The sequence below is a fragment of the Acinetobacter pittii genome, assembly GCF_034067285.1.
Lineage (GTDB): Bacteria > Pseudomonadota > Gammaproteobacteria > Pseudomonadales > Moraxellaceae > Acinetobacter > Acinetobacter pittii_E.
In genome coordinates this window covers 2,595,032-2,619,670 of the sequence record NZ_CP139286.1, presented here as the reverse complement: position 1 = coordinate 2,619,670, position 24,639 = coordinate 2,595,032, and the positions used below count along the sequence as shown (strand labels likewise).

At 38.9% G+C, this 24,639-nt stretch carries 17 protein-coding genes and 2 tRNA genes; 13 read left to right on the top strand and 6 right to left on the bottom strand.

Annotated features, from left to right (window positions below; all coding sequences use genetic code 11):
• Nucleotides 1–73 precede the first annotated feature (73 nt).
• The gene (gene dnaQ, locus SOI81_RS12385; RefSeq protein ID WP_320540853.1) at nt 74–1,453 is read right to left on the bottom strand and encodes a DNA polymerase III subunit epsilon; all 1,380 of its coding nucleotides are present in this window, start codon (nt 1,451–1,453) and stop codon (nt 74–76) included.
• A 233-nt stretch (nt 1,454–1,686) separates the two neighbouring features.
• On the opposite strand from dnaQ, the gene mltD reads away from it, so the two are divergent.
• The 6 genes from mltD to noxB all read left to right on the top strand — a co-directional run bounded on the left by mltD (nt 1,687) and on the right by noxB (nt 11,852).
• A complete protein-coding gene (mltD, locus tag SOI81_RS12380; RefSeq protein WP_320540852.1) occupies nt 1,687–4,905 on the top strand; it encodes a LysM peptidoglycan-binding domain-containing protein in 3,219 nt (1,072 codons plus the stop codon).
• Between the two features lie 15 nt (nt 4,906–4,920).
• The gene (locus SOI81_RS12375; protein WP_320540851.1) at nt 4,921–6,756 is read left to right on the top strand and encodes an extracellular solute-binding protein; all 1,836 of its coding nucleotides are present in this window, start codon (nt 4,921–4,923) and stop codon (nt 6,754–6,756) included.
• A 31-nt stretch (nt 6,757–6,787) separates the two neighbouring features.
• Nucleotides 6,788–7,840: a microcin C ABC transporter permease YejB gene (gene yejB, locus SOI81_RS12370; protein WP_320540850.1), complete on the top strand. Its 1,053-nt coding sequence runs from the start codon at nt 6,788–6,790 to the stop codon at nt 7,838–7,840.
• Nucleotides 7,840–8,850, top strand: a complete 1,011-nt coding sequence (yejE, locus tag SOI81_RS12365; RefSeq protein ID WP_320540849.1) for an ABC transporter permease — start codon at nt 7,840–7,842, stop codon at nt 8,848–8,850. Before yejB ends, yejE begins: the two co-directional genes overlap by 1 nt.
• On the top strand, nt 8,825–10,420 hold the full coding sequence (gene yejF / locus SOI81_RS12360) for a dipeptide ABC transporter ATP-binding protein (protein ID WP_320540848.1): 1,596 nt from the start codon (nt 8,825–8,827) through the stop codon (nt 10,418–10,420). Before yejE ends, yejF begins: the two co-directional genes overlap by 26 nt.
• 187 nt (nt 10,421–10,607) lie before the next feature.
• Nucleotides 10,608–11,852, top strand: coding sequence for an NADH:flavin oxidoreductase/NADH oxidase family protein (gene noxB, locus SOI81_RS12355; protein ID WP_016141843.1), 1,245 nt, complete (start codon nt 10,608–10,610; stop codon nt 11,850–11,852).
• 40 nt (nt 11,853–11,892) lie between these two features.
• On the opposite strand, the gene fhuA is transcribed toward noxB, so the two are convergent.
• The 4 genes from fhuA to pyrC all read right to left on the bottom strand — a co-directional run bounded on the left by fhuA (nt 11,893) and on the right by pyrC (nt 15,963).
• Entirely contained in the window at nt 11,893–14,007 is a 2,115-nt protein-coding gene (gene fhuA / locus SOI81_RS12350; protein WP_320540847.1) for a TonB-dependent receptor, read from the bottom strand.
• Between the two features lie 180 nt (nt 14,008–14,187).
• A tRNA-Glu gene (locus tag SOI81_RS12345) sits at nt 14,188–14,263 on the bottom strand.
• A gap of 18 nt (nt 14,264–14,281) precedes the next feature.
• Nucleotides 14,282–14,944, bottom strand: coding sequence for a ribonuclease T (rnt, locus tag SOI81_RS12340; protein WP_016141841.1), 663 nt, complete (start codon nt 14,942–14,944; stop codon nt 14,282–14,284).
• Nucleotides 14,929–15,963, bottom strand: a complete 1,035-nt coding sequence (gene pyrC / locus SOI81_RS12335; RefSeq protein ID WP_320540846.1) for a dihydroorotase — start codon at nt 15,961–15,963, stop codon at nt 14,929–14,931. Before pyrC ends, rnt begins: the two co-directional genes overlap by 16 nt.
• 149 nt (nt 15,964–16,112) lie before the next feature.
• Between pyrC and SOI81_RS12330 the strand changes: the two genes are divergently transcribed.
• Nucleotides 16,113–17,375 (top strand): GGDEF domain-containing protein, encoded by a 1,263-nt coding sequence (locus SOI81_RS12330; RefSeq protein ID WP_262445082.1) that lies wholly within the window; start codon nt 16,113–16,115, stop codon nt 17,373–17,375.
• A gap of 59 nt (nt 17,376–17,434) precedes the next feature.
• Here SOI81_RS12330 and argG read toward each other — a convergent pair whose 3' ends face one another.
• The gene (gene argG / locus SOI81_RS12325; RefSeq protein WP_320540845.1) at nt 17,435–18,778 is read right to left on the bottom strand and encodes an argininosuccinate synthase; all 1,344 of its coding nucleotides are present in this window, start codon (nt 18,776–18,778) and stop codon (nt 17,435–17,437) included.
• A gap of 219 nt (nt 18,779–18,997) precedes the next feature.
• Between argG and SOI81_RS12320 the strand changes: the two genes are divergently transcribed.
• From SOI81_RS12320 to SOI81_RS12295, 6 genes are all read left to right on the top strand, one after another.
• On the top strand, nt 18,998–19,336 hold the full coding sequence (locus SOI81_RS12320; protein ID WP_262445081.1) for a hypothetical protein: 339 nt from the start codon (nt 18,998–19,000) through the stop codon (nt 19,334–19,336).
• 127 nt (nt 19,337–19,463) lie between these two features.
• Complete coding sequence (locus tag SOI81_RS12315; RefSeq protein WP_224993192.1) at nt 19,464–21,494, top strand: NADPH-dependent 2,4-dienoyl-CoA reductase; 2,031 nt, start codon at nt 19,464–19,466, stop codon at nt 21,492–21,494.
• A gap of 85 nt (nt 21,495–21,579) precedes the next feature.
• Nucleotides 21,580–21,669: transfer RNA gene (locus SOI81_RS12310), tRNA-Ser, on the top strand.
• Between the two features lie 441 nt (nt 21,670–22,110).
• The gene (gene plpA / locus SOI81_RS12305) at nt 22,111–22,989 is read left to right on the top strand and encodes a MetQ/NlpA family ABC transporter substrate-binding protein (protein ID WP_016141836.1); all 879 of its coding nucleotides are present in this window, start codon (nt 22,111–22,113) and stop codon (nt 22,987–22,989) included.
• Nucleotides 22,990–23,242: 253 nt separating this feature from the next.
• The gene (locus SOI81_RS12300) at nt 23,243–23,689 is read left to right on the top strand and encodes a DUF6334 family protein (protein WP_320540844.1); all 447 of its coding nucleotides are present in this window, start codon (nt 23,243–23,245) and stop codon (nt 23,687–23,689) included.
• Nucleotides 23,690–23,731: 42 nt separating this feature from the next.
• Nucleotides 23,732–24,544: a hypothetical protein gene (locus tag SOI81_RS12295; protein WP_320540843.1), complete on the top strand. Its 813-nt coding sequence runs from the start codon at nt 23,732–23,734 to the stop codon at nt 24,542–24,544.
• Nucleotides 24,545–24,639: the final 95 nt, after the last annotated feature.

The window sequence follows — 24,639 nt, the reverse complement described above, 5'->3', positions numbered from 1 at the left end:
GCTAAAAATCTATGCGACTAATATAACTTAACTTGCAAAGGGGAAAAGCTAAAAACACTAAAGAATCAAAAATTTATTTTGCAAAAAGGCAAGGTTCTCCGTGTTTTTCCTCATATTCTTTGACCCAAGTCTCATGTGTATTTAACTCTTCCTCAGAAGGGTAAATTACAGGGAGGTCAATTTGAACTCTACTTCTATTGGTTGTTTGCTGGCTATTTTCACTCTGAGATAAGGCATCTATATCAAAAGAAACCTGACCACCAGTCATTGCTAAATAAACATCAGCAAGAATTTCAGCATCGAGTAATGCACCGTGGAAAGTACGGTCACGTGCCGGAATTTCATAACGTCTTACGAGTGCATCAAGAGAGTTTTTTTGCCCGGGATGTTTGTTCTTCGCTAAAGCTAAAGTATCCGTTACCTCACACACTTCAGAAAGCGCAGGAAGTCCTGCGCGTTTAAACTCCATATCAAGGAAGTTCATATCGAAGGTTGCGTTATGGGCAATAATCTCTGCACCTTTGAGATAATCAAACAAGGTGTCTGCAATATCCGCATAGAGCGGTTTATCTTTTAAGAAATCATCACTGATCCCATGGACGTTTTCTGAATCTCCCACTGGTTTTTGTGGGTTAATATAAATATGAATTGAGCTACCGGTAAGCTTACGGTTAATCATCTCAATCGCGCCCACCTCGATAATACGGTCACCATCTTGGAAATAAAAACCAGTGGTTTCTGTATCGAGAATCAGTTGGCGAGGACCTTGTAATTTTAATTTGGCTTCGGTCACAACAATTTGAGGATGAATGTTTTTGCTTATCTGCTTACTTTCTTGTTCAGTAGTTTCAACTTCGATAACTTCTTCATCTTCAATAATCATCTCAACTTCTTCAACTGCCTCAAGGTGAATATTTTCCTCTTCAGTTACTTCTGCCAGATCAAATCCGAAAGGGTCGTCTAGTAACCAGTCCTGTTCAGGCTTTTTTATATCTTGCGGTACAGTGGCAGACTGTGGTTGCTTGAGTTCTTTAGCAGTTTTGTCTGCACCTAAATTAGCTAACTGGTCTGCCATTTCATTGCCCGGATGTCCTGCATGGCCTTTAATCCAGTTCCACTCTATATTTCTACCTGCACAGACAGCATCTAATTTCTGCCAAAGGTCAGGATTTTTTACATCTTTCCAGTTTTTCTTTTTCCAGCCATGAATCCACTCAGTAATACCTTGCTTCACATAATTTGAATCTGTCCAGATAATTAAGTGAGCATCGGCTGGGCAAAATGAAACACCTTCAATGGCAGCAGTGAGTTCCATACGGTTATTGGTCGTATTAGGCTCACCACCAAATAATTTATGTTCACCCTGCTCAGTAATGACATATGCGCCCCAACCACCTAAACCCGGATTGCCACGACATGCACCATCAACATACAGTGTGATTGTTTGAGACATAAATCGAAACCTAAACTAAAAGAAAAAGAACTGAATATGGTGTATTGTATACGCAAAAAGTTCGGTTCCATCGTATCAAAGCAAGGTTTTTTTAATTTCTTGTAACATTTCCATGCAAATGACATTAAATTATTGCCTTGTCTATCTTGCATGCTTTACTACAATGGCATCGAAGACCCAGGGTTTGTGGGCAGACCCCAAAAAAATATTACGCGAGTTGTTTGGAAGTTTTTATGTATAAACCAACCACATTTGTGTGGCAGCCATCTGCAGCATCATTGTTCAAAATTACCGTACTTAGCTCTGCGTTAGCTGCGTTGGGTATTACAACAGGCTGTTCATCGACTCCGCAATCTGCAAAAACCTCAAAATCAAAACAGGTCAGTGGTGCAGGTTATTTAGATGCGAGTAGTCTTGATTCGTTGGAAGACTTACTTTCAGCAACTGATATGCGTGCTGTAGAGGGTGACCGTCTGCTTATTTTAAAGCACGGTGATGTCTGGAAGCGTATGTCTGTGGGTTTCAAAATGGATCTGAACCATTGGGATTCACGTATTGAAGCTCAGCGTAGTTGGTTTATTTCTCGTCAGCCTTACCTTGATCGATTAAGTGCTCGCGCAAGTCGTTATTTGTATCATACAGTTAAAGAAGCTGAACGCCGCGGATTGCCGACAGAACTTGCATTATTACCTGTAATTGAAAGTTCATATGACCCAGCTGCAACAAGTAGTGCAGCTGCAGCAGGTCTATGGCAGTTTATTCCGAGTACTGGTCGTATTTATGGCTTAAAGCAAACAGGTACGTATGACGGGCGTCGAGATGTTGTTGAGTCGACCCGTGCAGCGTATGAGTTTTTAGGAAGCTTATATAACCAATTCGGCTCTTGGGAACTCGCTTTAGCAGCCTATAACGCAGGTCCTGGACGTATTCAACAGGCGATTAACCGAAATCAGGCAGCTGGCCTACCAACAGATTATTGGTCATTAAAATTACCTCAAGAAACCATGAACTATGTTCCACGTTTCTTGGCTGTTGCCCAAATTATTAAAAACCCAAAAGCTTACGGTATTTCTTTACCACCAATTGCAAATAGACCCCATTTCCGTGAAGTGACTTTATCTGCACCTTTATCTTTAAGCGAAATTGCTTCTGTAGCTGGATTAAGCCGTTCGGAACTCTATGCATTAAACCCGGGATATCGTGGTGAAATGGTAGACCCTGCAAGTCCAATGCGTATCTTGATTCCAGCAGATTTAAGTCCTTCAATTGACAATAAATTAAAACGTCTTAAATCGGGTGGCGGTTCAGGTTGGTGGGCAAATGTGACTTCACCATCTAAGCCAGATGTAAGTGCTTCAACCTCGGTAACAATTAAGACAACACCTGCAAATCAGGTTCAACCAGTTAAACCGTCAACACCTACTAAAACAACAAGTAGCTCTAGCACAGTAAAAACTTCAACACCTCGCGGGTCTGATGCTTTAGCCGCGTTTGCAGCTTCAGCTGATGTACCGAGTGCTCCACGTATTCCTGTCGCTGTGACACCAGCGGCAAACATTAAGCAAGTGAAGACGGAGCCACCAATCTCGGCTGCAGAGCGTGAGAAGATTTTAGCGGCAGTTCGAGCTGAAGGTGAGAAAGAAACAGTTCAGCAAGCTTTAGAGCCACAACCAACACAGGCTGAAAAAGATCAGGTGGTTGCTGAGTTGAAAGCTCTTGCCCCACAAGGAACGGAAATTGTTGATCCTTATGACGGCAAAATTAAGTTAACTGCGATTCAAACGAGTCAATCGGTTGCAGAGCAACAAGGTAAAGAAGTAAGTAAAGGTTTCGCATATCCAAAAACTTTAGCTGAAGACGTGACTGTAGCTAACTCTGAAGATGGCCAGCGCAATAAAGATAAGCCTTACATTAAAACTGATACAGATGTAGTGGTTGTGCAGCCTAAAGGTAAACGTAGTACCTATACAGTTTTACCGGGTGATACTTTAGCCGTTATCGCGATGAAAAACGGCGTAAACTGGCGCGATGTTGCGAAGTGGAACCAGATTGACCCTGAAAAAACGTTATATGTTGGTTCAACGCTTTATCTTTATGACGCTAAGCCGCAAGAAACTCAAACGACTTCGAAAAGCACAGCTAAACCTGATGTATATGTGGTTCAGGCTAACGATAGCTTAAGTGGTGTCGCAAACCAGTTTAATTTGTCAGTAAGACAATTGGCTGAATATAACGATTTATCAGTGACAGATGGCTTATTTGTAGGGCAAAAACTACAGTTAAAAGAACCAAAAAATAGCCGCTCAAGTACTAAAGCCGAGCCAAAAGCAGTTCAGGCAAGTGCAAAACGTATAGCAACTAAGAGCTATACTGTGAAGCGTGGTGAATACCTGAAATTAATTGCAGATCGTTATGCGCTCTCGAATCAGGAACTTGCTGAGTTAACCCCAGGTTTAACAGCAGGTAGTAATTTGTTGGTCGGCCAAAAAATTAATGTGCCTACACAAGATATTACTGTAGATGAAGTAGCTGAAACTAAGACCTCTACTAAAACTGAGAAAGCGTCAGCAAATATTTCTTATAAAACAGAAGGCTATAAAGTACAACGTGGTGATACTTTATCGAGTATTGCAACCAAATCAAAAATTAGCCTAGCTGAGTTAGCCGAGTTAAATAACTTAAAAGCAAATAGCCATGTACAGCTTGGTCAAACGTTAAAAGTACCAGCAGGCTTAAGTGTTCCTGAACAATACGTTGTACAGTCTGGCGATAGCTTAAATGCGATTGCGAGTAAATATAATTTGCAAACTAGCTATTTGGCTGACTTAAATGGTTTGTCTCGTACGGCTGGCTTACGCGCTGGTCAACGCTTAAAACTCACAGGTACAGTGGAAGAAGAAGAACCAAGCAAAGCTTCTAAAAATACCAAAGAAGAAACACCAGAAACTTATACGGTTAAGTCTGGTGATAGCTTAGGTAATATCGCTAACCGTTATCACTTACAGTTGGACTACCTTGCTTCATTAAATGGTCTTTCACGTACCAGTAGCGTTCGTGTAGGGCAACGTTTAAAGCTAACAGGTGATGTACCTACAGTAGAATCAGCTAAAGTAGATACCAAGACTTCAACTAAAGCAGTTGCGGCGGGTAAAAATACTGAAAGATATACTGTTAAATCTGGTGAGTCTTTAAATAGTATTGCGAGTCGTGCGGGTATTTCAGTGCGTGAACTTGCTGAAATGAATGCATTAAAAGCAAGTGCTAACTTACAGCGCGGCCAGAATATTGTGATTCCAAAAACTGTGGTGGAATACAAAGTGAAGCGCGGGGATACGTTAATTGGCCTCGCAAGTAAATATGGTTTAGAAACCAATTTCTTGGCTGAGCTGAATAATCTAACGCCTTCTACTCAGCTTCGCATTGGTGATGTAATTAAAGTGCCTAATTTATAAAATAATTAGCAACTTATGCATAAATCATCTTTTCAACTGAGCCTGCTAGTCGGGCTCAGTGTCATTTCGCATGCAGTTTTTTCTGCACAGCAAACCACCTCATATATAGCGATTCATTCCAAGCCTAAATATTTGGGAATGATGGCTATGCCATATGCAAACCCTAACGCTCCGAAAGGTGGTTTGTTAAGTCAGGCAGCCCAAGGAACTTTTGATAACCTCAATAGTATGAATGGTAAGGGGAATGCTACAGAGGGCGTTAATTATCTTTTTGATACTTTAATGACCCAGTCGCTAGATGAGGTCGGAGTTTTATATCCACTTTTAGCTGAGAAAGTGAGTTATGACCCAGAAAAAACGCAGTCTGTTACTTTCTATTTAAACCCTAAGGCTCGTTTTAGTAATGGACAGCCAGTCACTGCGGCAGATGTTAAATTTAGCTTTGATGCCTATCAGACGAAGTCCAATTTAGGTTTACAGATGTATCTTGCTGATTTGGCAAAAACAGAAGTAATAAACATCCATCAGGTAAAGTTTAGTTTTAAGTCTACCCATAATCCTAAAATGCCATTCATTTTAGCAACCTTACCGATTTATTCAAAAGCAGATTGGCAAACAAGAGATTTTAGCCGAATTACCCTACAACCGATTATTGGTTCGGGGCCATATGTAGTTGAACGAGTTGATGCCGGTAGAAGCATTAGTTATAAAAGAAACCCAAATTATTGGGCAAAAGATTTGCCTATTAACAAGGGGCGTTATAATTTTGACCGATTAAAATATGTGTATTATCGAAATTGGGATATTGCTTTTGAAGGATTTAAATCTGGGCAATACACTTTGCATGAAGAAACTAATCCTAAAAAATGGGTAACAGATTACCGTTTTCCAGCCGTAAAAGCAGGACTGGTTACTCAATATAAATTTCGTCACCACAACCCGATTGCCACTGAAAGTTATGTTTTTAATACCAGACGAAAACCTTTAAATGATATCCGTTTTAGACAAGCCTTAACCTATGCCTATGACTTTGAATGGCAGAATAAAGCCTTGTTTTATGGACAATATCAACGTCTTCAAAGTTATTTTGAAAATAGTGAATTAGCAGCAACGGGTCGACCTTCAAAAACTGAATTAGAGTTGTTAAAACGGTTATTGCCTAAGTTATCTCCGCTCATGCAACAAGGTGTTTTAGCAGACTGGAAATATCCAGTGTCGGATGCGAGTGGCTTCAACCGTCAGAATTTGTTAACTGCCCGGCAATTATTGATACAAGCTGGCTATAAAGTTAAAGAAGGGCAACTATTTATGCCAGAAGGAAAAAAAGTTCAGCTTGAATTTTTAATTCAGCAAGATGGTAAACAACGAACACTTCTACCTTTTATTCGTAACCTAAAAAAGTTAGGTATTGCAGTTAATTTGCGTCAGGTCGATGCTCCGCAATATTTAGAAAGAACTCGTCGTTACGATTTTGACATGACCACAATGAATCTGCCGCAATCTCTCAACCCAGGCAATGAACAAACTCAGTTTTGGGGAAGTGTAGCCGCAGCGCAGGATGGAAATTATAATTATGCAGGTATTCGCAATCCCGTAATTGATCAAGTGATTTCTAAACTTGTTGCAAGTAAAAGCCGTGAACAACAGATTATTTATACTCGCATTCTCGATCGGTTGCTTAGAGCTGGTTATTATCAAATTCCGACCTATGGTAAAGGTGAAAACTGGTATGCTTATTGGAATATGTATCAACAACCTAAAGTTAAACCAGCACTTTCTTCTGGGATAGAATATTGGTGGAGTGATGCAAACAAAGCCAAAACAGTTGCCAAATATTTACATCAACAATAAAAAGCACCTGCCATAAAGGAAATCCTGTTATATGGGTTCATATATTCTCAAGCGACTTCTTTTAATGATTCCCACATTGCTTGTCATTTTATTGATTAACTTTGTGGTTGTGCAAATTGCACCGGGTGGGCCAGTTGAGCAAGCAATACATCAGGCACAAAGCGATTTGGGAATTGGTCGTGCATTGAGTGCAGAAACTTATTATCAAGGTGCTCAAGGTTTAAGCCCTGAAATGGTTGAACAAATTAAGGCTCAGTACGGCTTTGATCGTTCTGCTCCTGAACGTTTTTTTCTAATGTTAAAAGGTTATTTAACTTTAGATTTTGGGCAAAGTTTCTTTAAAGACAAGCCTGTTGTGCAATTGTTGTGGGAAAAAATACCTGTTTCAATTTCACTTGGGCTGGTGAGCACTTTTCTGATTTATTTTATTTCTATTCCGCTGGGAATTAAGAAGGCAAGACAACAAGGTTCGTGGTTCGATCGGTCCACCTCATTAGTTCTTGTGGTGGGATATGCTGTACCAAGTTTTGTATTTGCCATTCTGTTAGTTGTTTTTTTTGCGGGCGGCTCTTATTTCCAATGGTTTCCCTTACAAAATTTAGTATCGGATAACTTTCATCAACTTAGTCTTTGGGGCCAAGTTACCGATTATTTATGGCATATGACTTTGCCACTGATTACGATGGTATTAGGCGGTTTTGCCAGTTTAACCTATTTAACTAAATACTCATTTTTAGAAGAACTCAATAAACCTTACGTTTTGGCAGCCTATGCAAAAGGATTGAATGGCCAACAGGTGTTATATAAACATGTATTTCGTAATGCCATTTTAGTTGTGCTCGCAGGATTGCCAGAGGTGTTAGCGGGTATTTTCTTTGTGGGTAACCTGTTTGTAGAAATTATCTTTCATTTAGATGGGGTGGGATTGCTGGGCTTTGAAGCCCTTGTCCAGCGTGACTATCCTGTTATTTTTGGGGTTTTATTTTTCTTTACTTTATTTAGCCTAATTTTACGTCTCATTTGTGATGTGTTGTATCAATGGATTGATCCTCGAATTCATTTTGACGCACAAGGGGACAAATAATGTCTTTGATTGTGCGGACTCGACTACAGCGCTTTAGACAGCATAAATTGGGCTGGGCCAGCTTTATTTTATTTAGTCTGATTTTGGTTTTGTCATTAGCTGCGGAGTTGATCACTAACGATAAACCACTGTTAGTGAAGTATGAAGGTTCTTACTATTTGCCTGTGCTAAAAACATATCCAGAAACCACGTTTGGTGGTGTGTTTGAAACAGAAGCTGATTATAAAGACCCCGCCGTACAAGCACTTATTGAGGCTAAAGGTTGGACAGTTTGGCCACTCGTTAAGTTTTCTTATCAAACGCCCAATCTAGACTTGGCCGTTCCGGTGCCATCACCACCCTCCAAACAAAACTGGTTAGGAACAGATGATCAGGGCAGGGATGTTTTTGCCCGTATTCTTTATGGCTTAAGAGTGTCGTTACTTTTTGGTTTAGCCTTAACCTTTTGTTCCGCTTTATTTGGAATTACTGTAGGCGCCATTCAAGGTTACTACGGTGGCTGGGTCGATTTATTAGGACAAAGATTGATTGAAGTCTGGAATGGCTTACCCATGCTTTTTATGGTCATGATTTTAGTCAGTATGTTTGTACCAAACGTATATTGGCTATTTTTTATTATGCTATTTTTTGGCTGGACCGTTTTGGTGGGCATCGTTAGAGCAGAGTTTTTAAAAGCTCGCCAGCTAGATTATGTTCGTGCAGCCCAAGTATTGGGAGTGACTGATCGCGCTATTATTTTTAGGCATATTTTGCCAAATGCGATGAGCTCGAGTTTGTCTCAATTACCATTTATTTTAACGACTAATATTAGCGCTTTAACTGCTCTTGATTTTTTAGGGTATGGTTTGCCACCCGATGCAGCTTCATTAGGCGAGTTGTTGCTACAAGGTAAAAATAACTTAGATGCACCATGGCTAGCAATTTCAGGATTTTTTAGTCTGGCAATTGTTCTTTCACTTTTAATTTATATTGGGGAGGCGGCCCGTGATGCGTTTGACCCAAGAAAATAATTTAAACAACGTTTCAACATTATTAAAGGTAAAGCATCTTGCAGTTCAAACCAAAGCTCACAAGGTTTTATTGGATGACCTGAATTTCCACTTAAATGAAGGGGAAACACTTGCTATTGTGGGTGAAAGTGGTTCAGGTAAATCGATGAGCTGCTTAGCAATAATGGGGTTGCTACAAGAAAAATTAGAAATAACAGGTCAGGTCTGGATTGGCTCACAAAACATGCTTGAGTTAAATGAGAGAGCTCAATCAAATTTACGTGGTCGCCAAATCGCTATGATTTTTCAGGAGCCTGCTACTGCATTAAATCCGCTTCATCGTGTTGAAAAAATTATAGGGGAAAACCTTATATTATCGGGTTTCTCAAAACTTGAAATTCGACAAAAAATAGTTGAACTGCTTAAAGATGTGGGAATTGTTGAACCAGAGCAAATTTTAAAACGTTATCCGCATGAGCTTTCTGGGGGACAAAGACAACGTGTCATGATTGCGATGACATTGGCGTTTCAGCCTAAAATTTTAATTGCTGATGAGCCTACTACTGCATTGGACGTGGTTTTACAGATACAGATTTTAGAGCTATTAAAATCTTTGCAAAGCAAATATGGAATGGCACTTATTTTAATTAGCCATGACCTAAATTTAGTACATCGCTATGCTGAGAAACTTATTGTATTGCAAAGTGGGCGTGTAGTAGAAGAAGGTGAACTGAGCCAAATTTTTACAAACCCTAAAACAGTTTATACAGCACAGTTATTAGATCATGATTTTGGAAGTGTAGAGCCTAAATCCGCTCAACAAAACGTTTTATCAGTACAGCACCTCAGCGTACAGTTTCCAATAAGAAAAGGAATTTTAAATCGTATTCAAGGATATTTCACCGCAATAGAAGATTTGAGTTTTGACCTTGCTCTAGGTGAATCGCTTGGGGTGGTTGGTGAAAGTGGTGCTGGTAAGTCATCTTTAGCCTTCGCTTTGGTTCAGCTTATTCAGAGTAAAGGGCAGATTGTTTTTTTAGGGCAAGATTTGAATCAGCTACAGCCAAAAGTGCTACGGTTGATGAGATCAGATTTTCAACTTGTTTTCCAAGACCCATTTGGCAGTTTAAACCCGCGTATGACAGTAGGGCAGATTATTGCTGAAGGGTTAAAGTTAAAAGCTGTGAATGAAAAAGAGATAAAGCAGCAAGTTGAATCTGTATTGGTAAAGGTTGAATTGGCTGGAGATTTTCAACATCGTTATCCTCATGAACTTTCAGGTGGACAACGTCAACGCGTGGCTTTAGCTAGAGCTTTGGTGGTTCAGCCTAAACTTTTAATTTTGGATGAACCTACCTCTGCCTTAGATCGGACCACGCAAAAAGCTATGATCAAGTTGTTGAGACAATTACAGCAAACCGAGCAGTTAAGTTATATTTTTATTAGTCATGATCTCAATATAGTGAAAGCACTGTGCCATAAAGTGATGGTATTACGTCGTGCAAAAGTTGTCGAATATCAGGAAACTGAACTCCTATTTTCTAAGCCTCAAACTGAATATACCAGACAATTAATTAGAGCATCTCTTTAAAAAAGATCTTAATTATTTGTTTTTAAATAAAATAATTAAAATTTGTATTTTATGCAAAAAGTTGCATATTTTTATATTTTTTAAAATTGACATGTGCTATTGTCAGTTATCGATTATGCCTTGACATGCCCAATAACTCATTTAAATTAGAGCAATTGCTCTAAAAAATCAAAAAAAGAGGTTAACCATGAACCAGATTGCTCAACCCATCACGATACGCAATACCACCTTTAAAAACCGAATTATTAAAGGCGCAATGAGTGAAGCGCTTGCAAATTATGAAGGCCAACCAAATGACTTACATTTGGGTCTATATGGTGCATGGGCAAAAGGTGAACTTGGCTGTGCAATTACTGGTAATGTCATGGTAAATGCCGGAGCAAAAAATGAACCGGGTGTTGTTGTTATTGAAACTGAACGTGACTTAGAGCGCTTAAAAGAGTGGGCGGCATTAGGTAAAAAATATGGCATGGTTCAGTTGATTCAATTATCGCATCCAGGTCGCCAGTGTCCAAAAGGTTTAAATAAAGAAACTGTAGCACCATCAGCAGTACCTTTTAGTCCAGCATTAGCAACCATGTTTGGAACACCACGTGAATTAACTCATGAAGAGATTCTAGATATTATTAAACGCTTTGCCACAGCAGCTCAAATCTGTGAAAAAGCAGGTTTTGAAGGAGTACAATTACATGGTGCACATGGATATTTAATTAGCCAGTTTTTATCGCCATTAACCAATAAGCGTACAGATCAATGGGGCGGTTCCGTTGAGAATCGTACTCGTTTTTTACTCGAGGTTTATAAAGCGGTACGTGAAGCGACTTCGGATAATTTTATCATTTCAGTGAAGCTTAACTCGGCCGACTTCCAACGGGGTGGAATTAGCGAAGAAGATGTAATTTCTGTGTTTAAAGCAGTGGATGAAGCTGGTATCGATTTAATTGAAATTTCAGGTGGTACTTATGAGGCACCAGCAATGGCTGGAGCTAAGGCGGATAAACGTAAAGCAAGCACGATTGCACGTGAAGCATACTTTTTAGATTTTGCAGAGAAAATCCGCCAGCATGTTAAATGTAAACTCATGGTGACAGGCGGTTTCCGTACTGTAGAAGGCATGAACGCTGCACTTGAAAGTGGAGCATGTGACTTTATTGGTATTGCTCGTCCATTTGCCGTGGAAACGGATTTAACAGAACGTTTAATTGCAGGGCAAGATGTACGTTACGCCGTAAAACCAATTAAAACAGGCTTACCTTTTGTCGATAAAATGGCAATTATGGAAATTATTTGGTATGCCGCTCAATTTAAAACCATTGGTAAGGGTAAAAAACCAAATCCAAAACTTTCACCACTAGTAGTGTTTTTAAATTATGCCAAAGGTAATATTAAAGCGGTGATTCAAGGACAAGTGAATTCACGTAAGTCTGCGTAAACCAGATGCGCCATTTCAATAACTGAAATGGCGCATTTTCTTAGAATGTATAGCTCATACCCAATTGAACCGTACGTGATTCACCCGGATAAGCATATAAATTAAAGGCACTTTCATCATAAACTTTATCAAAAATGTTCTTCACATCTAAGTTAAGACGAAGTTTCGGCGTCGCCTGATAATAAGAAACCAAATCTGTAACCGCATAACCTTTCATGGTGTAAGTACTATTGGCGGTTTGTCCTGCACGCTTATCAATATATTTTTGATTAATGCCCAGACCTAAGCCTTGTAAAGGGCCGGCTTGAAATTCATAGATATTTAAAAGGTTAAAACTATTCTTTGGAATGTTGGCTAAAGCAGTTCCTTTTTTCAAAGTATTATCTTTGCTGACTTCTGCATCTGTATAGGCATATCCACCAATAATTTTCCAAGCCGGAGTGATTTGCCCTGCAATATTTAGCTCAATACCTTGGCTACGGACTTCACCAGCAGCAACTTTATAGGCTGAATCTACAGGATCGAGGGTTAAGACATTTTCTTTTTTTGCATAGAAAATAGCGGAGTCAACCGATAGCATATTGTCGAGTGCTTGCCATTTAAAGCCTAACTCGTAAGCCATACCTTCTTCTGGGTCAAATCCCACTCCATTACGGCTAGCCCCTGTATTTGGTTTAAACGATTTTGCAGCATTGCTATAGATTGAAAGATCATCACGGGCTTTAAAAACTAAACCTAAACGTGGAATAAATGCGTCATGACTGGTATTCCAGTTTGCAGTATTTGGTAATAGGTTTTTGTAATCATGTTCGTAGTGCTCAAAACGTAAACCCAGTAGCGCACTTAAACGCTCATTTAAATCGATTTGGTCTTGTGCAAAAACGGCAGTTGTTTTTAGATTTTCGCGGTCATGGGTCGTAATATTTTTAAGCTCAGGCAGAGGTTGGCCTAAAACTGGATCATAAATATTGATTGGATAGTTATTCGACTTAGGATCCGAACGAATAATATATGACTTGTAATCGTAGTTTTCATATTCAAGTCCAGTTACAAGAGTGTGAGCTAGACCTAAAAGTTGGAATTTACCTGTTAGATTAATTTGGGCATCGGTATCTTGCCATTTTAATTCGCGATAGTTGTAATTTCGGTCTAAAGTTTCTCCATCGGCCTGTATGCCATTTGCCTCTACCGCATAGCCATATAATTTGCCATGTAGATATTGCACACCCGCATTAAGTTTCCAGTCATTTCCCAAGTCATGCTCAACTCGTAATTGAGTCATGTCATTATCATTGTAGAGTCGATTATTGTATTTACCTGTTTCCCACAAATAGGTTTCGGGTGAACTGTTAAATGATTTCTGACCTGCATAGCGTGTTTGGCCACGATCAAGTGGATGCTGATTTCGTAATATATCTGCTTCAAAAGTAACTTTGGTTGCATCAGAAGCTTGCCATTGGATGACTGGTGCAATTCCATATCGTTTGGATTCGACATGATCACGATAACTATCACCGCCTTCTGCAATCACATTGAGGCGATAGCCAATGTTTTCTGCATTTGGAATAGTGCCTGTAGTGTCTATAGTAGTGCGATATAAACCTTCACTGTTCAGCTGGGCACCTAAAATGGTTTGTTGCTCAGACTTCGGTGTTTTAGAAATTAGATTAAATGTACCACCTGGATCACCACGGCCATATAAGCTAGAAGAGGGCCCACGTAAAACGTCCACACGTTCAATTGTATTGCTATCAGGGGCGTTTGGATAACCACGGTTAATCGGGAATCCATTACGGTAAAACTCACCGCTAGTGAAACCACGGAGATTAAACCCTGTTAAGCCTTGGCCACCAAAGTTATTAGCACGAGTAACGCCACCAGCCAAATCAAGCGCTTCGATTAAACGTGTCGCACCAATATCTTCAATTACTTTTTGAGTCACTACACTGACCGATTGTGGCGTATCTTTTAATGCGACTTCGCTACGTGTTGCGCTACTTGAGTTATCGACTTTATAGGCTTGGTCGGCAGCTTGTTGGGCTTTAATCTTAATCGTAGCAAGCGTCGTTGAGGAACCATTGGTTTCTGCGAAAGCACTTGAAATACAGCATAGTTGAGCGATGCTCAGGGAGAGAAGGCGAAGCTTAAGATCCATTTAAAACCTTGTTGATAATAAATATCAGTATAGAAATAAGAATTATTATATTGTAAATCTATGTAAAGGAAATACTGGATCGGTAATATATTTGCACAAGTGTATTTTATGGGGGAATACAGAAAATTAGAAATATAAACAGAACGTTTAAAAATAAAAGAAATCTTAAAAGAAAGAATATGGCGTCCCTACGGGGATTCGAACCCCGGTTACCGCCGTGAAAGGGCGATGTCCTAGGCCTCTAGACGATAGGGACGTTGAGGATGGCGGTATCTTAAGAAGCCGCCACCAAACTGTCAAGGAGGTAAGGTGACAGTTTGTTCAAAATATAGCAAAACAGTTCAGCAGTCTTCTGAGTATCGTACAAAGCAGAATGGGCTTCTTTACCGTCAAAATCAATTCCAGCTTGAATACAAGCTTTAGCAAGCACAGTTTGTCCAAACATTACAGCACTTAAAGTAACCGTATCCATCACTGAAAAGCTATGGAATGGGTTCTGATTTTTTGTGCTTGTACGTGCAATTGCTGCTTGTAAAAAACCAAGATCAAAATGCGCATTGTGACCAACTAGCACTGCATGGGTGCAATGTTGCTGTTTACGGACTTCATTCACCGATTTAAAAATACGGCGTAATGCGGTGCGCTCATCTTCAGCCATTGCCATACGCATCGGATTGAATGGATCAATACCAATAAAGTCTAACGAACGGCGGTCGAGATTAGCCCCTTCAAACGGGTTAATATGCGCATGAAATGCTGGACCAGGGACAAATTGTCCCTGAGCATCATACACAATTGGAATGCATGCAATTTCTAGCAATGCATCTGTCTGGGCATTAAAACCTGCCGTTTCAACGTCAACAACAACAGGTAAGAAGCCACGAAAACGTTGGCCAATGACCGGGACAGAGGTTTCTTGTGTCACACTTTTCTCCATTGCAGCGTTTTCCCGGCATGCAGCGGGATAATTTTTTGATCATCTAAATAATCAAAAGATTCTGGAACGAGGTTATCTTCTTTTACCAAAGTAATAGTAGAAGTATTACGTGGTAGACCGTAGAAGTCTGCACCAAAGTGGCTAGCAAAGCCTTCTAGGCGCTCTAATTTACCCACTTGATCAAATGCTTGAGCATAAAGTTCAATTGCATTAGGCGCACTATAACAGCCCGCACAGCCACACGCATTTTCTTTTGCATTTTGCGAGTGAGGTGCGCTATCTGTACCCAAGAAAAATTTAGGGTTACCGCTAGTTGCAACTTCAAGCAAAGTGGTCTGGTGAGTTTGACGCTTTAAAATTGGTAAACAATAGAAATGCGGTTTAACACCACCCACCAACATATCATTACGGTTAAATAATAAATGTTGAGGCGTGATTGTTGCAGCGACATTGCGGTCTTGTTCTAAAACAAAGTGTGCAGCATCGCTTGTTGTGATGTGCTCAAGTACCACTTTAAGTTTTGGAAATTGCTTTAATAACGGTGATAAAACTTCATCTAAGAAGCGTTTTTCACGGTCAAAAATATCAACGTGGTTATGAGTTACTTCACCATGAAGTAATAACGGAACTTGGTGTTCTTCTAATTGCTCAATGACTGCATAAACTTTACGAATGTCACTTACACCGTTATCAGAGTTAGTGGTCGCGCCTGCTGGGTAAAGTTTAATAGCATTTACATGTTCAGACTCTTTAATTTTACGAACTTCGTCTGGTGAGGTGAAATCAGTAAAATAAAGCACCATACGCGGGTCAAAATTAAGACCTTCTGGAACATGTGCAAGAATACGTTCACGATAAGCCAATGCTTCTTCCACAGTTTTTACAGGCGGAACAAGGTTTGGCATACAGATCGCACGAGCAAATTGTTTGGCCAAATCAGGTACAGTACGTTTTAATGCTAAACCATCACGTAAATGTGCATGCCAATCATCTGGCTGGAGCAGGGTAATAGAGTCCAAGGCAGTTCAAACTTCGAAATAAAACAAATGATAATCGATAAAGTGTGAAAATGGTAACGAGAATTACGGACAAATGGCAAAATAAAGCGCCAGACGCATTAAAAAATAATGTTATATTTTGTTAATGTGTAAGAAGCAGGAATCAAGTAGTGGCGAATAGGGGAAATGTACATGAATTACTCAAAGCAAAAGAAGAAATAGAATATTTAGTAACTCTACATACCCATCGTTATGCCAATACGCCTTTGCCACATCAATTAGAAAAAAAATTCTGGTGCCTAAACCTTGAGCGAACTAAACAAAATATCTCAAAATTTCTAGCAAGTGGCATTTTAACCTACCTTATTTTTATTTTACTGGCTTTACCAACTGACTATTTAGTAATCGGGGTGCCTAATATTACTTGGGACTTTTTTTACTGCTTACTAAGTGCAGTTAATATTGCTTGTGCGCTGCTGCTATTTTGGGTTTTTGCAAAGTTTAAAGGCCTCAGTGAATATTTTTATATCGCTGCCTGTGGCATTGTATTTTTGACCATTATTATCAATGCAATGCTGCTTCTTAGCGTAGAAAATGTCGCCCTTAAAAACCAGTCAATGTTGCTACTTTCTTTTTTATATATGCTAGGTTTTATCCTAAGCGGTATAAAGCCTTTGCATATGCTCTATGTGGGGTTGATCGCAGCGATTTGTGTTTTTTCTCTACTGATTTTATTGCAAGCAAATTGTGATTATATTGCTTTGGGAAGAGCGTTGTTTGGAAGCTGTATTTTAGGTTTTTCAATTAGCACGATGCTCACCTCTAGAGAAAGAAGCCTTTTTTTAAATAATCAGCTTGCTGAGCTGAATGAACAGATTTTACGAATTGAGGCATCTGAGTTACTTCATTTAAGTCAGCAGGATGCACTGACCAACATCTCAAATCGACGTACTTTTGATGAGATGTTCGATTTTTTTTACTATCGTGCAAAGCAAGAAAAGCGTCCATTGGCTGTTTTATTTATTGATATCGATTTTTTTAAAAATTATAACGATTTTTATGGGCACCAAATGGGGGATAAGGTCATCTCATCTATTGCCTCTGCAATTAAAAATTCGATACGCCATGTTGATTTTGTGGCCCGTTATGGGGGAGAGGAGTTTGTGGTGCTGTTGCCGAAAACACCTGCTCAAGGTGCCTATGCGGTCGCTGCAAATATTTATAAAGCGATTGAGCGCCAAGCAATTCCTCATGCCGCATCTTTAGTTTCTAAGCAGGTCACCATTAGTTTAGGTTTTACTGTTTATACAGAAGGTTTTAAAGTAAATCAGGAAAAGTTAATTCACGCTGCGGATCAAGCTTTGTATCGGGCCAAACAGCTTGGTCGTAACCAGATTTATTATCAACCTTTAGAAATAGTGGAACCTGCTTAAACAGACACTTAAAATAAAAAAGCCACCTTTGTCGGTGGCTTTTTTATTAAGTAAGAAAATTATTTCTTCTTGCTATCGAGTTGCGGCACAGCAGAACCTTGACCGATTGAAAGCAAACCAGCATCTGTATAGATACCAAGTTTTGCACGTGTATCGGTAATGTCGAGGTTACGCATAGTCAACTGACCAATACGGTCCATTGGCGAGAACATTGAATCGCCTTTTTCCATCGTTAAACGTTCAGCTTCGTACGTTAAGTTTGGAGATTCAGTGTTCATGATGGTGTAGTCATTACCACGACGAAGTTCAAGAGTAACTTCACCTGTAACAGCTTTAGCAACCCAACGCTGCGCAGTTTCACGTAACATAAGCGCTTGAGAGTCGAACCAGCGGCCTTGGTAAAGCAAACGACCTAAACGTAAACCGTTAATACGGTATTGTTCGATCGTGTCTTCATTATGAATACCAGTAACCAAACGCTCGTAAGCAATATGAAGAAGGGCCATACCCGGTGCTTCATAAATACCGCGAGATTTTGCTTCGATAATACGGTTTTCGATTTGGTCAGACATACCTAAACCATGACGGCCACCAATACGGTTTGCTTCAAGAATAAGCTCAACTGGATTGTCAAAAGTTTGACCGTTTAATGCAACAGGTACACCTTCTTCAAAACGTACAGTCACTTCTTCTGGAGTAATTTCAACTTCATCTTTCCAGAAAGCAACGCCCATAATTGGGTCAACAATTTTGATACCAGCGTTTAGGTATTCAAGATCTTTTGCTTCGTGAGTTGCGCCTAACATGTTTGAGTCAGTTGAGTACGCTTTTTCTTTTGACATTTTATAGTCAAAACCATTGTCGATCAGGAACTGTGACATTTCAGCACGGCCACCGAGTTCATCGATGAAGTTTTGATCTAACCAAGGCTTGTAAATTTTAAGATTTGGGTTGGTCAACAAACCATAACGATAGAAACGTTCAATATCGTTACCTTTATAAGTTGAACCGTCACCCCAGATGTTTACGTCATCTTCTTTCATTGCAGTAACTAACATAGTACCTGTTACTGCACGACCGAGAGGAGTCGTATTGAAATATGGAACGCCACCTGTGCTGATATGGAATGCACCACACTGAATCGCAGCAATACCTTCAAGCGCAAGTTGTAAGCGGCAGTCAATTAAGCGAGCTTTTACAGCGCCGTATTGTTCTGCTTTCTTTGGAATTGCATCGTAGTCATCTTCATCTGGCTGGCCTAAGTTTGCAGTATATGCATAAGGCTCAGCGCCTTTTTGTTTCATCCACAATAAAGCTGCTGAAGTGTCTAAGCCTCCGGAGAAGGCAATCCCAACTTTTTTGCCTACTGGTACATGCTGCAAGATCGTTGCATTATCAGTCATTGCTAGTCCTAACTATTTCGAAATAGGCACCCTAATACTTCGGTGACCAAGAGAATTTATTCGCTCAGTACTATATCACTTTTCAAATCGATTTTTTTTCTGTTAGGAAAGGAATTCTTTTTTTTTCATTTGAAAAATAGATTAATATTGGAAAAATATAAAGTTTTACGATTAGTATGACAATTTAGAAGAAATTCTATAAAAGGAAAAAATATAAATATGTTAATTCATCACAATCAAATTTTATCAACATTGCATCGTATCGCGGGGTTTATTTTAATTTCAGATCTTATCTATGCGATTTACAATATATTTGTGTATATGCCCAAATTCTTTATTGGTGGTCTTTTAGGGCGTATTGTCGCAATCGCTATGCAGTTCCTATGCGCTAGAAGCGTTAAGACGGGGACTACAAGCAGCCGTATCGGTTCAATAGTGATCTCTATTCTAATGCTTAATATGTTTCCTGTAGGAACTGTGATTGCTGTCGTGATGCTATTTTTTTCTTTATTTAAATGGGAAAAAGCTTCAACGTTTCAATTGCCCATAAAAAATTAAATGAAGGGTCACAAGCTCGAATAATTGACAATTTCAACACGTAAAAAAATACGTGTGGTCATCCTAACATTTCAAAAAAGTATTAAAGTACTATGCAACAAGTTGCAAAAAATTATTGGGACGCAGCATGACAAGTTACGCCAATTTATTAAAACCATTACATTTAGGCTTTACCACCATTAAAAACCGTGTGGTGATGGGATCCATGCATACGGGGCTTGAAGACCGTTTTTACAATTACCCAAAACTGGCAGCTTATTTTGAAGAGCGTGCAAAAGGTGGGGTTGGCCTGATTGTGACCGGGGGGATTTCTCCAAACCGTCAAGGTTGGCTACTACCCATGGGTGGAACCATGAATGGTTTAACCGATATTCCGCAGCACCGTCTGGTTACACATGCTGTGCATAAGCATGGCTCAAAAATTTTAATGCAAATTTTGCATGCTGGCCGTTATGGTTATCAACCTTTTGCAGTGTCTTCTAGTCCGATCAAATCGCCAATTTCCCCATTTAAACCGCGTCAGCTTTCTGAAAAAAATATTTTAAGTACGATCGATGACTATGCACATTGTGCTGACATTGCCAAAAAAGCAGGCTATGACGGCGTTGAAATTATGGGCTCGGAAGGTTATCTCATTAACCAGTTTTTAAGCAGCCATGTGAACCAGCGTACTGACCGTTGGGGCGGTGATATTGAAAACCGTATGCGCTTTCCGGTGGAAGTCGTCAAGGCTATTCGTGCCAAAGTTGGTGAAAAATTTATTATCTGTTTCCGCTTGTCGTTGCTCGATTTAGTTCATGATGGCAACACTATGCAAGAAGTGGTGACTGTTGCAAAAGCTTTAGAAAAAGCGGGTGTCACTTTATTAAATACCGGCATTGGTTGGCATGAAGCTCGTGTTCCGACCATTGTCACGTCTGTGCCTCGTGCAGCTTTTGTCGATTACACGGCTCATGTAAAACAGCATATTTCTATACCGATTATTGCGTCAAACCGAATTAACATGCCTGAAACTGCCGAAGAAATTTTGGCAACTGGCAAAGCAGATATGGTTCAAATGGCACGTCCTTTATTGGCCGATGCATTTTGGGTAAATAAAACTGCGACTAACCGCGTTGATGAAATTAATACCTGTATTGCCTGTAACCAAGCTTGTTTAGACCATGCTTTTAAAAATAAACGTGTGTCATGTTTAGTGAACCCGCGTGCAGGGCATGAAACGGAACTGGTCTATTTAAAAACCAAACAGCCTAAGCGTATAGCTGTTGTAGGTGGCGGTGTAGCGGGAATGTCGGCAGCAACCGTTGCGGCAAGCCGTGGTCATGCGGTTACTTTATTTGAAGCAACGGCGGAAGTAGGTGGTCAATTTAACTTTGCCAAGGTCGTACCGGGCAAAGAAGAATTCCACGAAACAATTCGCTACTTTAAAGTCCAACTTGAAAAAACTGGGGTGGATGTGCGTTTAAATACTCGCGTGAACCGTGAGCAGCTTGAACGTGAAGGTTTTGATGAAGTGATTGTTGCAACGGGTGTAATTCCTCGTGCATTAAAAATTGAAGGAAGTAATGCACCACAAGTCCTTTCCTATGCTCAAGTTCTAAAAGGAGCAGAAGTTGGACAAAAAGTTGCAGTGATTGGTGCGGGTGGCATTGGTTTTGATGTGTCTGAGTTTTTACTTAAACCACCACATCAACCACAGCCTCAACCTTTAGCCGAATGGCAACGTGAATGGGGTGTGGACCCAGATCCAAACTATGTTTCTGAAGGGGGGATGCAGCCGCCAGTCGTTGAACCAGCAATCCGTGAAATTTATTTATTGCAACGTAAAACAACACCACTCGGTATTGGACTTGGCAAAACTTCGGGTTGGGTCCATCGTGCACAGCTTAAAAAGCATGGTGTCCGTATGTTACGTGGTGTGCAATATAAAGCAGTCACCGACGAAGGGCTTTGGATTGAGCATAATGGTCAAGACCAGCTTTTACGTGTAGACACGGTAGTGGTGTGTGCAGGGCAAGAGTCGGTAAAAGACTTGATGCCAAAAGAAGGCGAGTCGACGATCGCAAACTACCATATTATTGGTGGTGCAAAGCTTGCAGCAGAGCTAGATGCCAAGCGTGCGATCAAAGAAGGAGCAGAATTGGCTGCCCAACTTTAAAATTGATGAAACAATATGCACTTGAACACAAAGCAGTGATTTTTTTCTTGAATAAAATGAATAAGCTTTGTATTCTTACGCACATGGAAGCGTGGCAGAGCGGTTTAATGCACCGGTCTTGAAAACCGACGAGGGTGTGAGTCCTCCGTGAGTTCGAATCTCACCGCTTCCGCCAAATTCGAAAAGCCCCTGTGAAAACAGGGGCTTTTTTTATGCCTAAAATAAAAATTACAACGCTATTTAGCTTAAATATTGCTAATAAATGCCGAAAATTTCATATAAATCAATCGAGTGTATATTTTAATCAAAATTACTATCTTTATATAATATGTTTTATGTTTTCAATACCTTAGCAATAACAGGTCTATATATCAGAATCGAACAAGTTATTTGTAGAATATTCATTTATTGATATATGATGAGGCCATATTTAGAAACTGATTCAAAACATAATTCTATCGTTCAGCGAGTAAGTTCAAGGAAGGAATAATGCTGAATTCAGTCTTCTAAACCCTATATCTGGATATTATTTCCACCCAAAAATTGCATTTGACCCAATGGTTGGTAATGTCTCACTCTTTTGTAGAGTAGGCATTTCCTAGTTTAGGATATATCTATGAAAAAATTATTTAGTGTCCTGTTCAGCGCATCTGTACTAACACTGTCTGCATGTAACAAACAACCTGCACAAACTGAAAATACAGCTTCAGCTAAAGACAAAACTGAATCAGTACGCACAATTAAATTGGTTTCAACAGGTTCAGATACTGATGTATGGAAATACGTTGCAACGCTTCCTGAAACTGCTCAAGCGGGCATTAAACTTGAAGTGACCAACTTGACTGACTACGTTGTGCTTAATACATCTGTAGCAAGTGGCGAACAAGACGTAAATGCGTTCCAGTCATTCAACTATTTGGCAGCTTATAATTCTTCAAATACTGCTAAAGTTGCGGCTGTTGCGACAACTTACTTAGAGCCAATGGGTATTTATGCAAATAAAGTTAAATCTGTTGAAGAATTCCCACAAGGCGCGACCATCGCGATTCCAAACGATACTGCCAATGAAGCACGTGCTTTAACATTATTACAGTCTGCTAAGCTGATTAAACTTAAACCGAACTTTGACCCGGTAAAAGGAACTACGAACGACATCGCTGAAAACCCTAAGAATTTGAAATTAAAACCAATTCAAATGACTACGGCAGTTCGTGTTAAAAACGATGTAGATGCGATTGTACTTGGTAATACATTGGCGCTTGAAGGTGGCTTAAATGTAATGAAAGATGCGATCTTCCGTGAGCCTATTGATCAGTCTACTAAGCTTTATGTGAACCTATTGGGTGTTGCTGAAGCAAATAAAAATGACCCAATCTATACGAAACTTGGTGAGCTTTACCACTTACCTAAAGTTCAAAAATTTGTGAGCGAAAAATTCGGTGGCACTAAAGTTGAAGTGAACAAACCTGTTTCTGAATTCACAGACATTAAATAAGTAATTTTTTAATTTAAAAATTATTTTTCAAAGCTAAGTCACGGTAATCGGGGCTTAGCTTTTTATTTATAATGTTGTACTTAAGCTAACTTATAATAAAATATTTATTGACTTCATTAGAGAATTAAGTAGGGAAGATATTTAAAGTTAGTTGTTGCGTTAGTTTTCATAGTCTGAGAAATTAAATTACTCATAGAGTGGTTTTTTTAAATATATAACTTTTGATATTGGAAATTGATAATAAGGTAAAAATATGGTGCAAAGCGAGATTTTTGATGCAATTAAAAATATTGACGAAGTTCGGAAAATAGATGATCTTTATTTAGTTGTAGATGAAAATTCTAATTCTGAAGACCCAGTCGAAAGTATAATATTTGAAATTAATAAAAAGTTTTGGGCTATTACAGTTAATCATAATTTTGATGAAATTGAATTAAAGATCTTCTCTTACTTACCAAATAAGGCAATACAACAACGATATTCAGATAATTTATCAAGTCTAAAAGGATTAGAAATTGGAACAATGTTCGCTATCGTCAATGAAAGAGGATATACAGATGGGATTAAGCTCATGCTTCACGATCATTCGTTGAAAGAATCTATGACAAATCCATTTTTTGCTGTATTAACGATTGTTGCTTTAGCTTCTGGGTTGCAATATGAATTAAGAAAAACAGGAGTTGATACATATCTAGTTTAGTTCATATATGTATCTATAAAAATTATTTAATATTAGTTATATATGATAAAATGTTTAATCAATATATCTGAGAATTGGGACAATCGGAAATTGTTTGAACTAAACTTATGTAAGTACATTTACGAAGAAGAAAAAGATGAGATTATTGATGGAATTTATTTTGAAAAAATATATGTTGATAATAATAAAGTTGTAGCAAGTAACTTCAATGATTTACAACAACTTGAAAAGTCTTTGGGAATTTTTAGTAATTATCTTGGAAAAGATAATTATTGCTACTGTTATATAATGCTTCAATCTCTGCATAAGCTCACTACAGAATTAAAAGAAAATAATATAGAAAATCGCTTATTTCTTTCTAAAAATTTTACTTTTAACGGTGAAGAACTCTCTATTGAATTTGATCCAGTTTCTGATCTTATAGGGAAAAATAACTTAGAAGATTTTGAAAAATTTAAAAAGAAAGAAGAACTATTAATTCGTCTTTCAAATGAAACTGTAGATAAAAAGATATGGGTTAATTTTACAAAACTGGAAAAAAGTTGCTGGTTAGATTTTGCTTATTTTAGAATGAACGAAAGAAGAGAACCTTTATCATTAAATATAACTGTTGATGGTAAATACCTATTGTGTGAAGAAGATGTGTATTGTTATTTTGGAGAGGAGGTTTATGGAGTATTAGGATACTTAGGTTATAACATTAATGCATTTGCTGATGTACTGTGCGATTTTCCTTTAAAAGTTAAATGGATAAATTTTGAGTATTCTAAAGATAACTTTGATTCAAAAGAGGTTTTAGAGGATCTAGTTGCTATATTAAAACAGTATTCATCTTTAGAGATTTCATATAAATGAACAGTCGAGAAAATTTAAAAAAAGAAGATAGTGAGTAATGCATTCTATGAATACTGACCTGATGGATGATAATTATGAATTTAATAAATCACTGT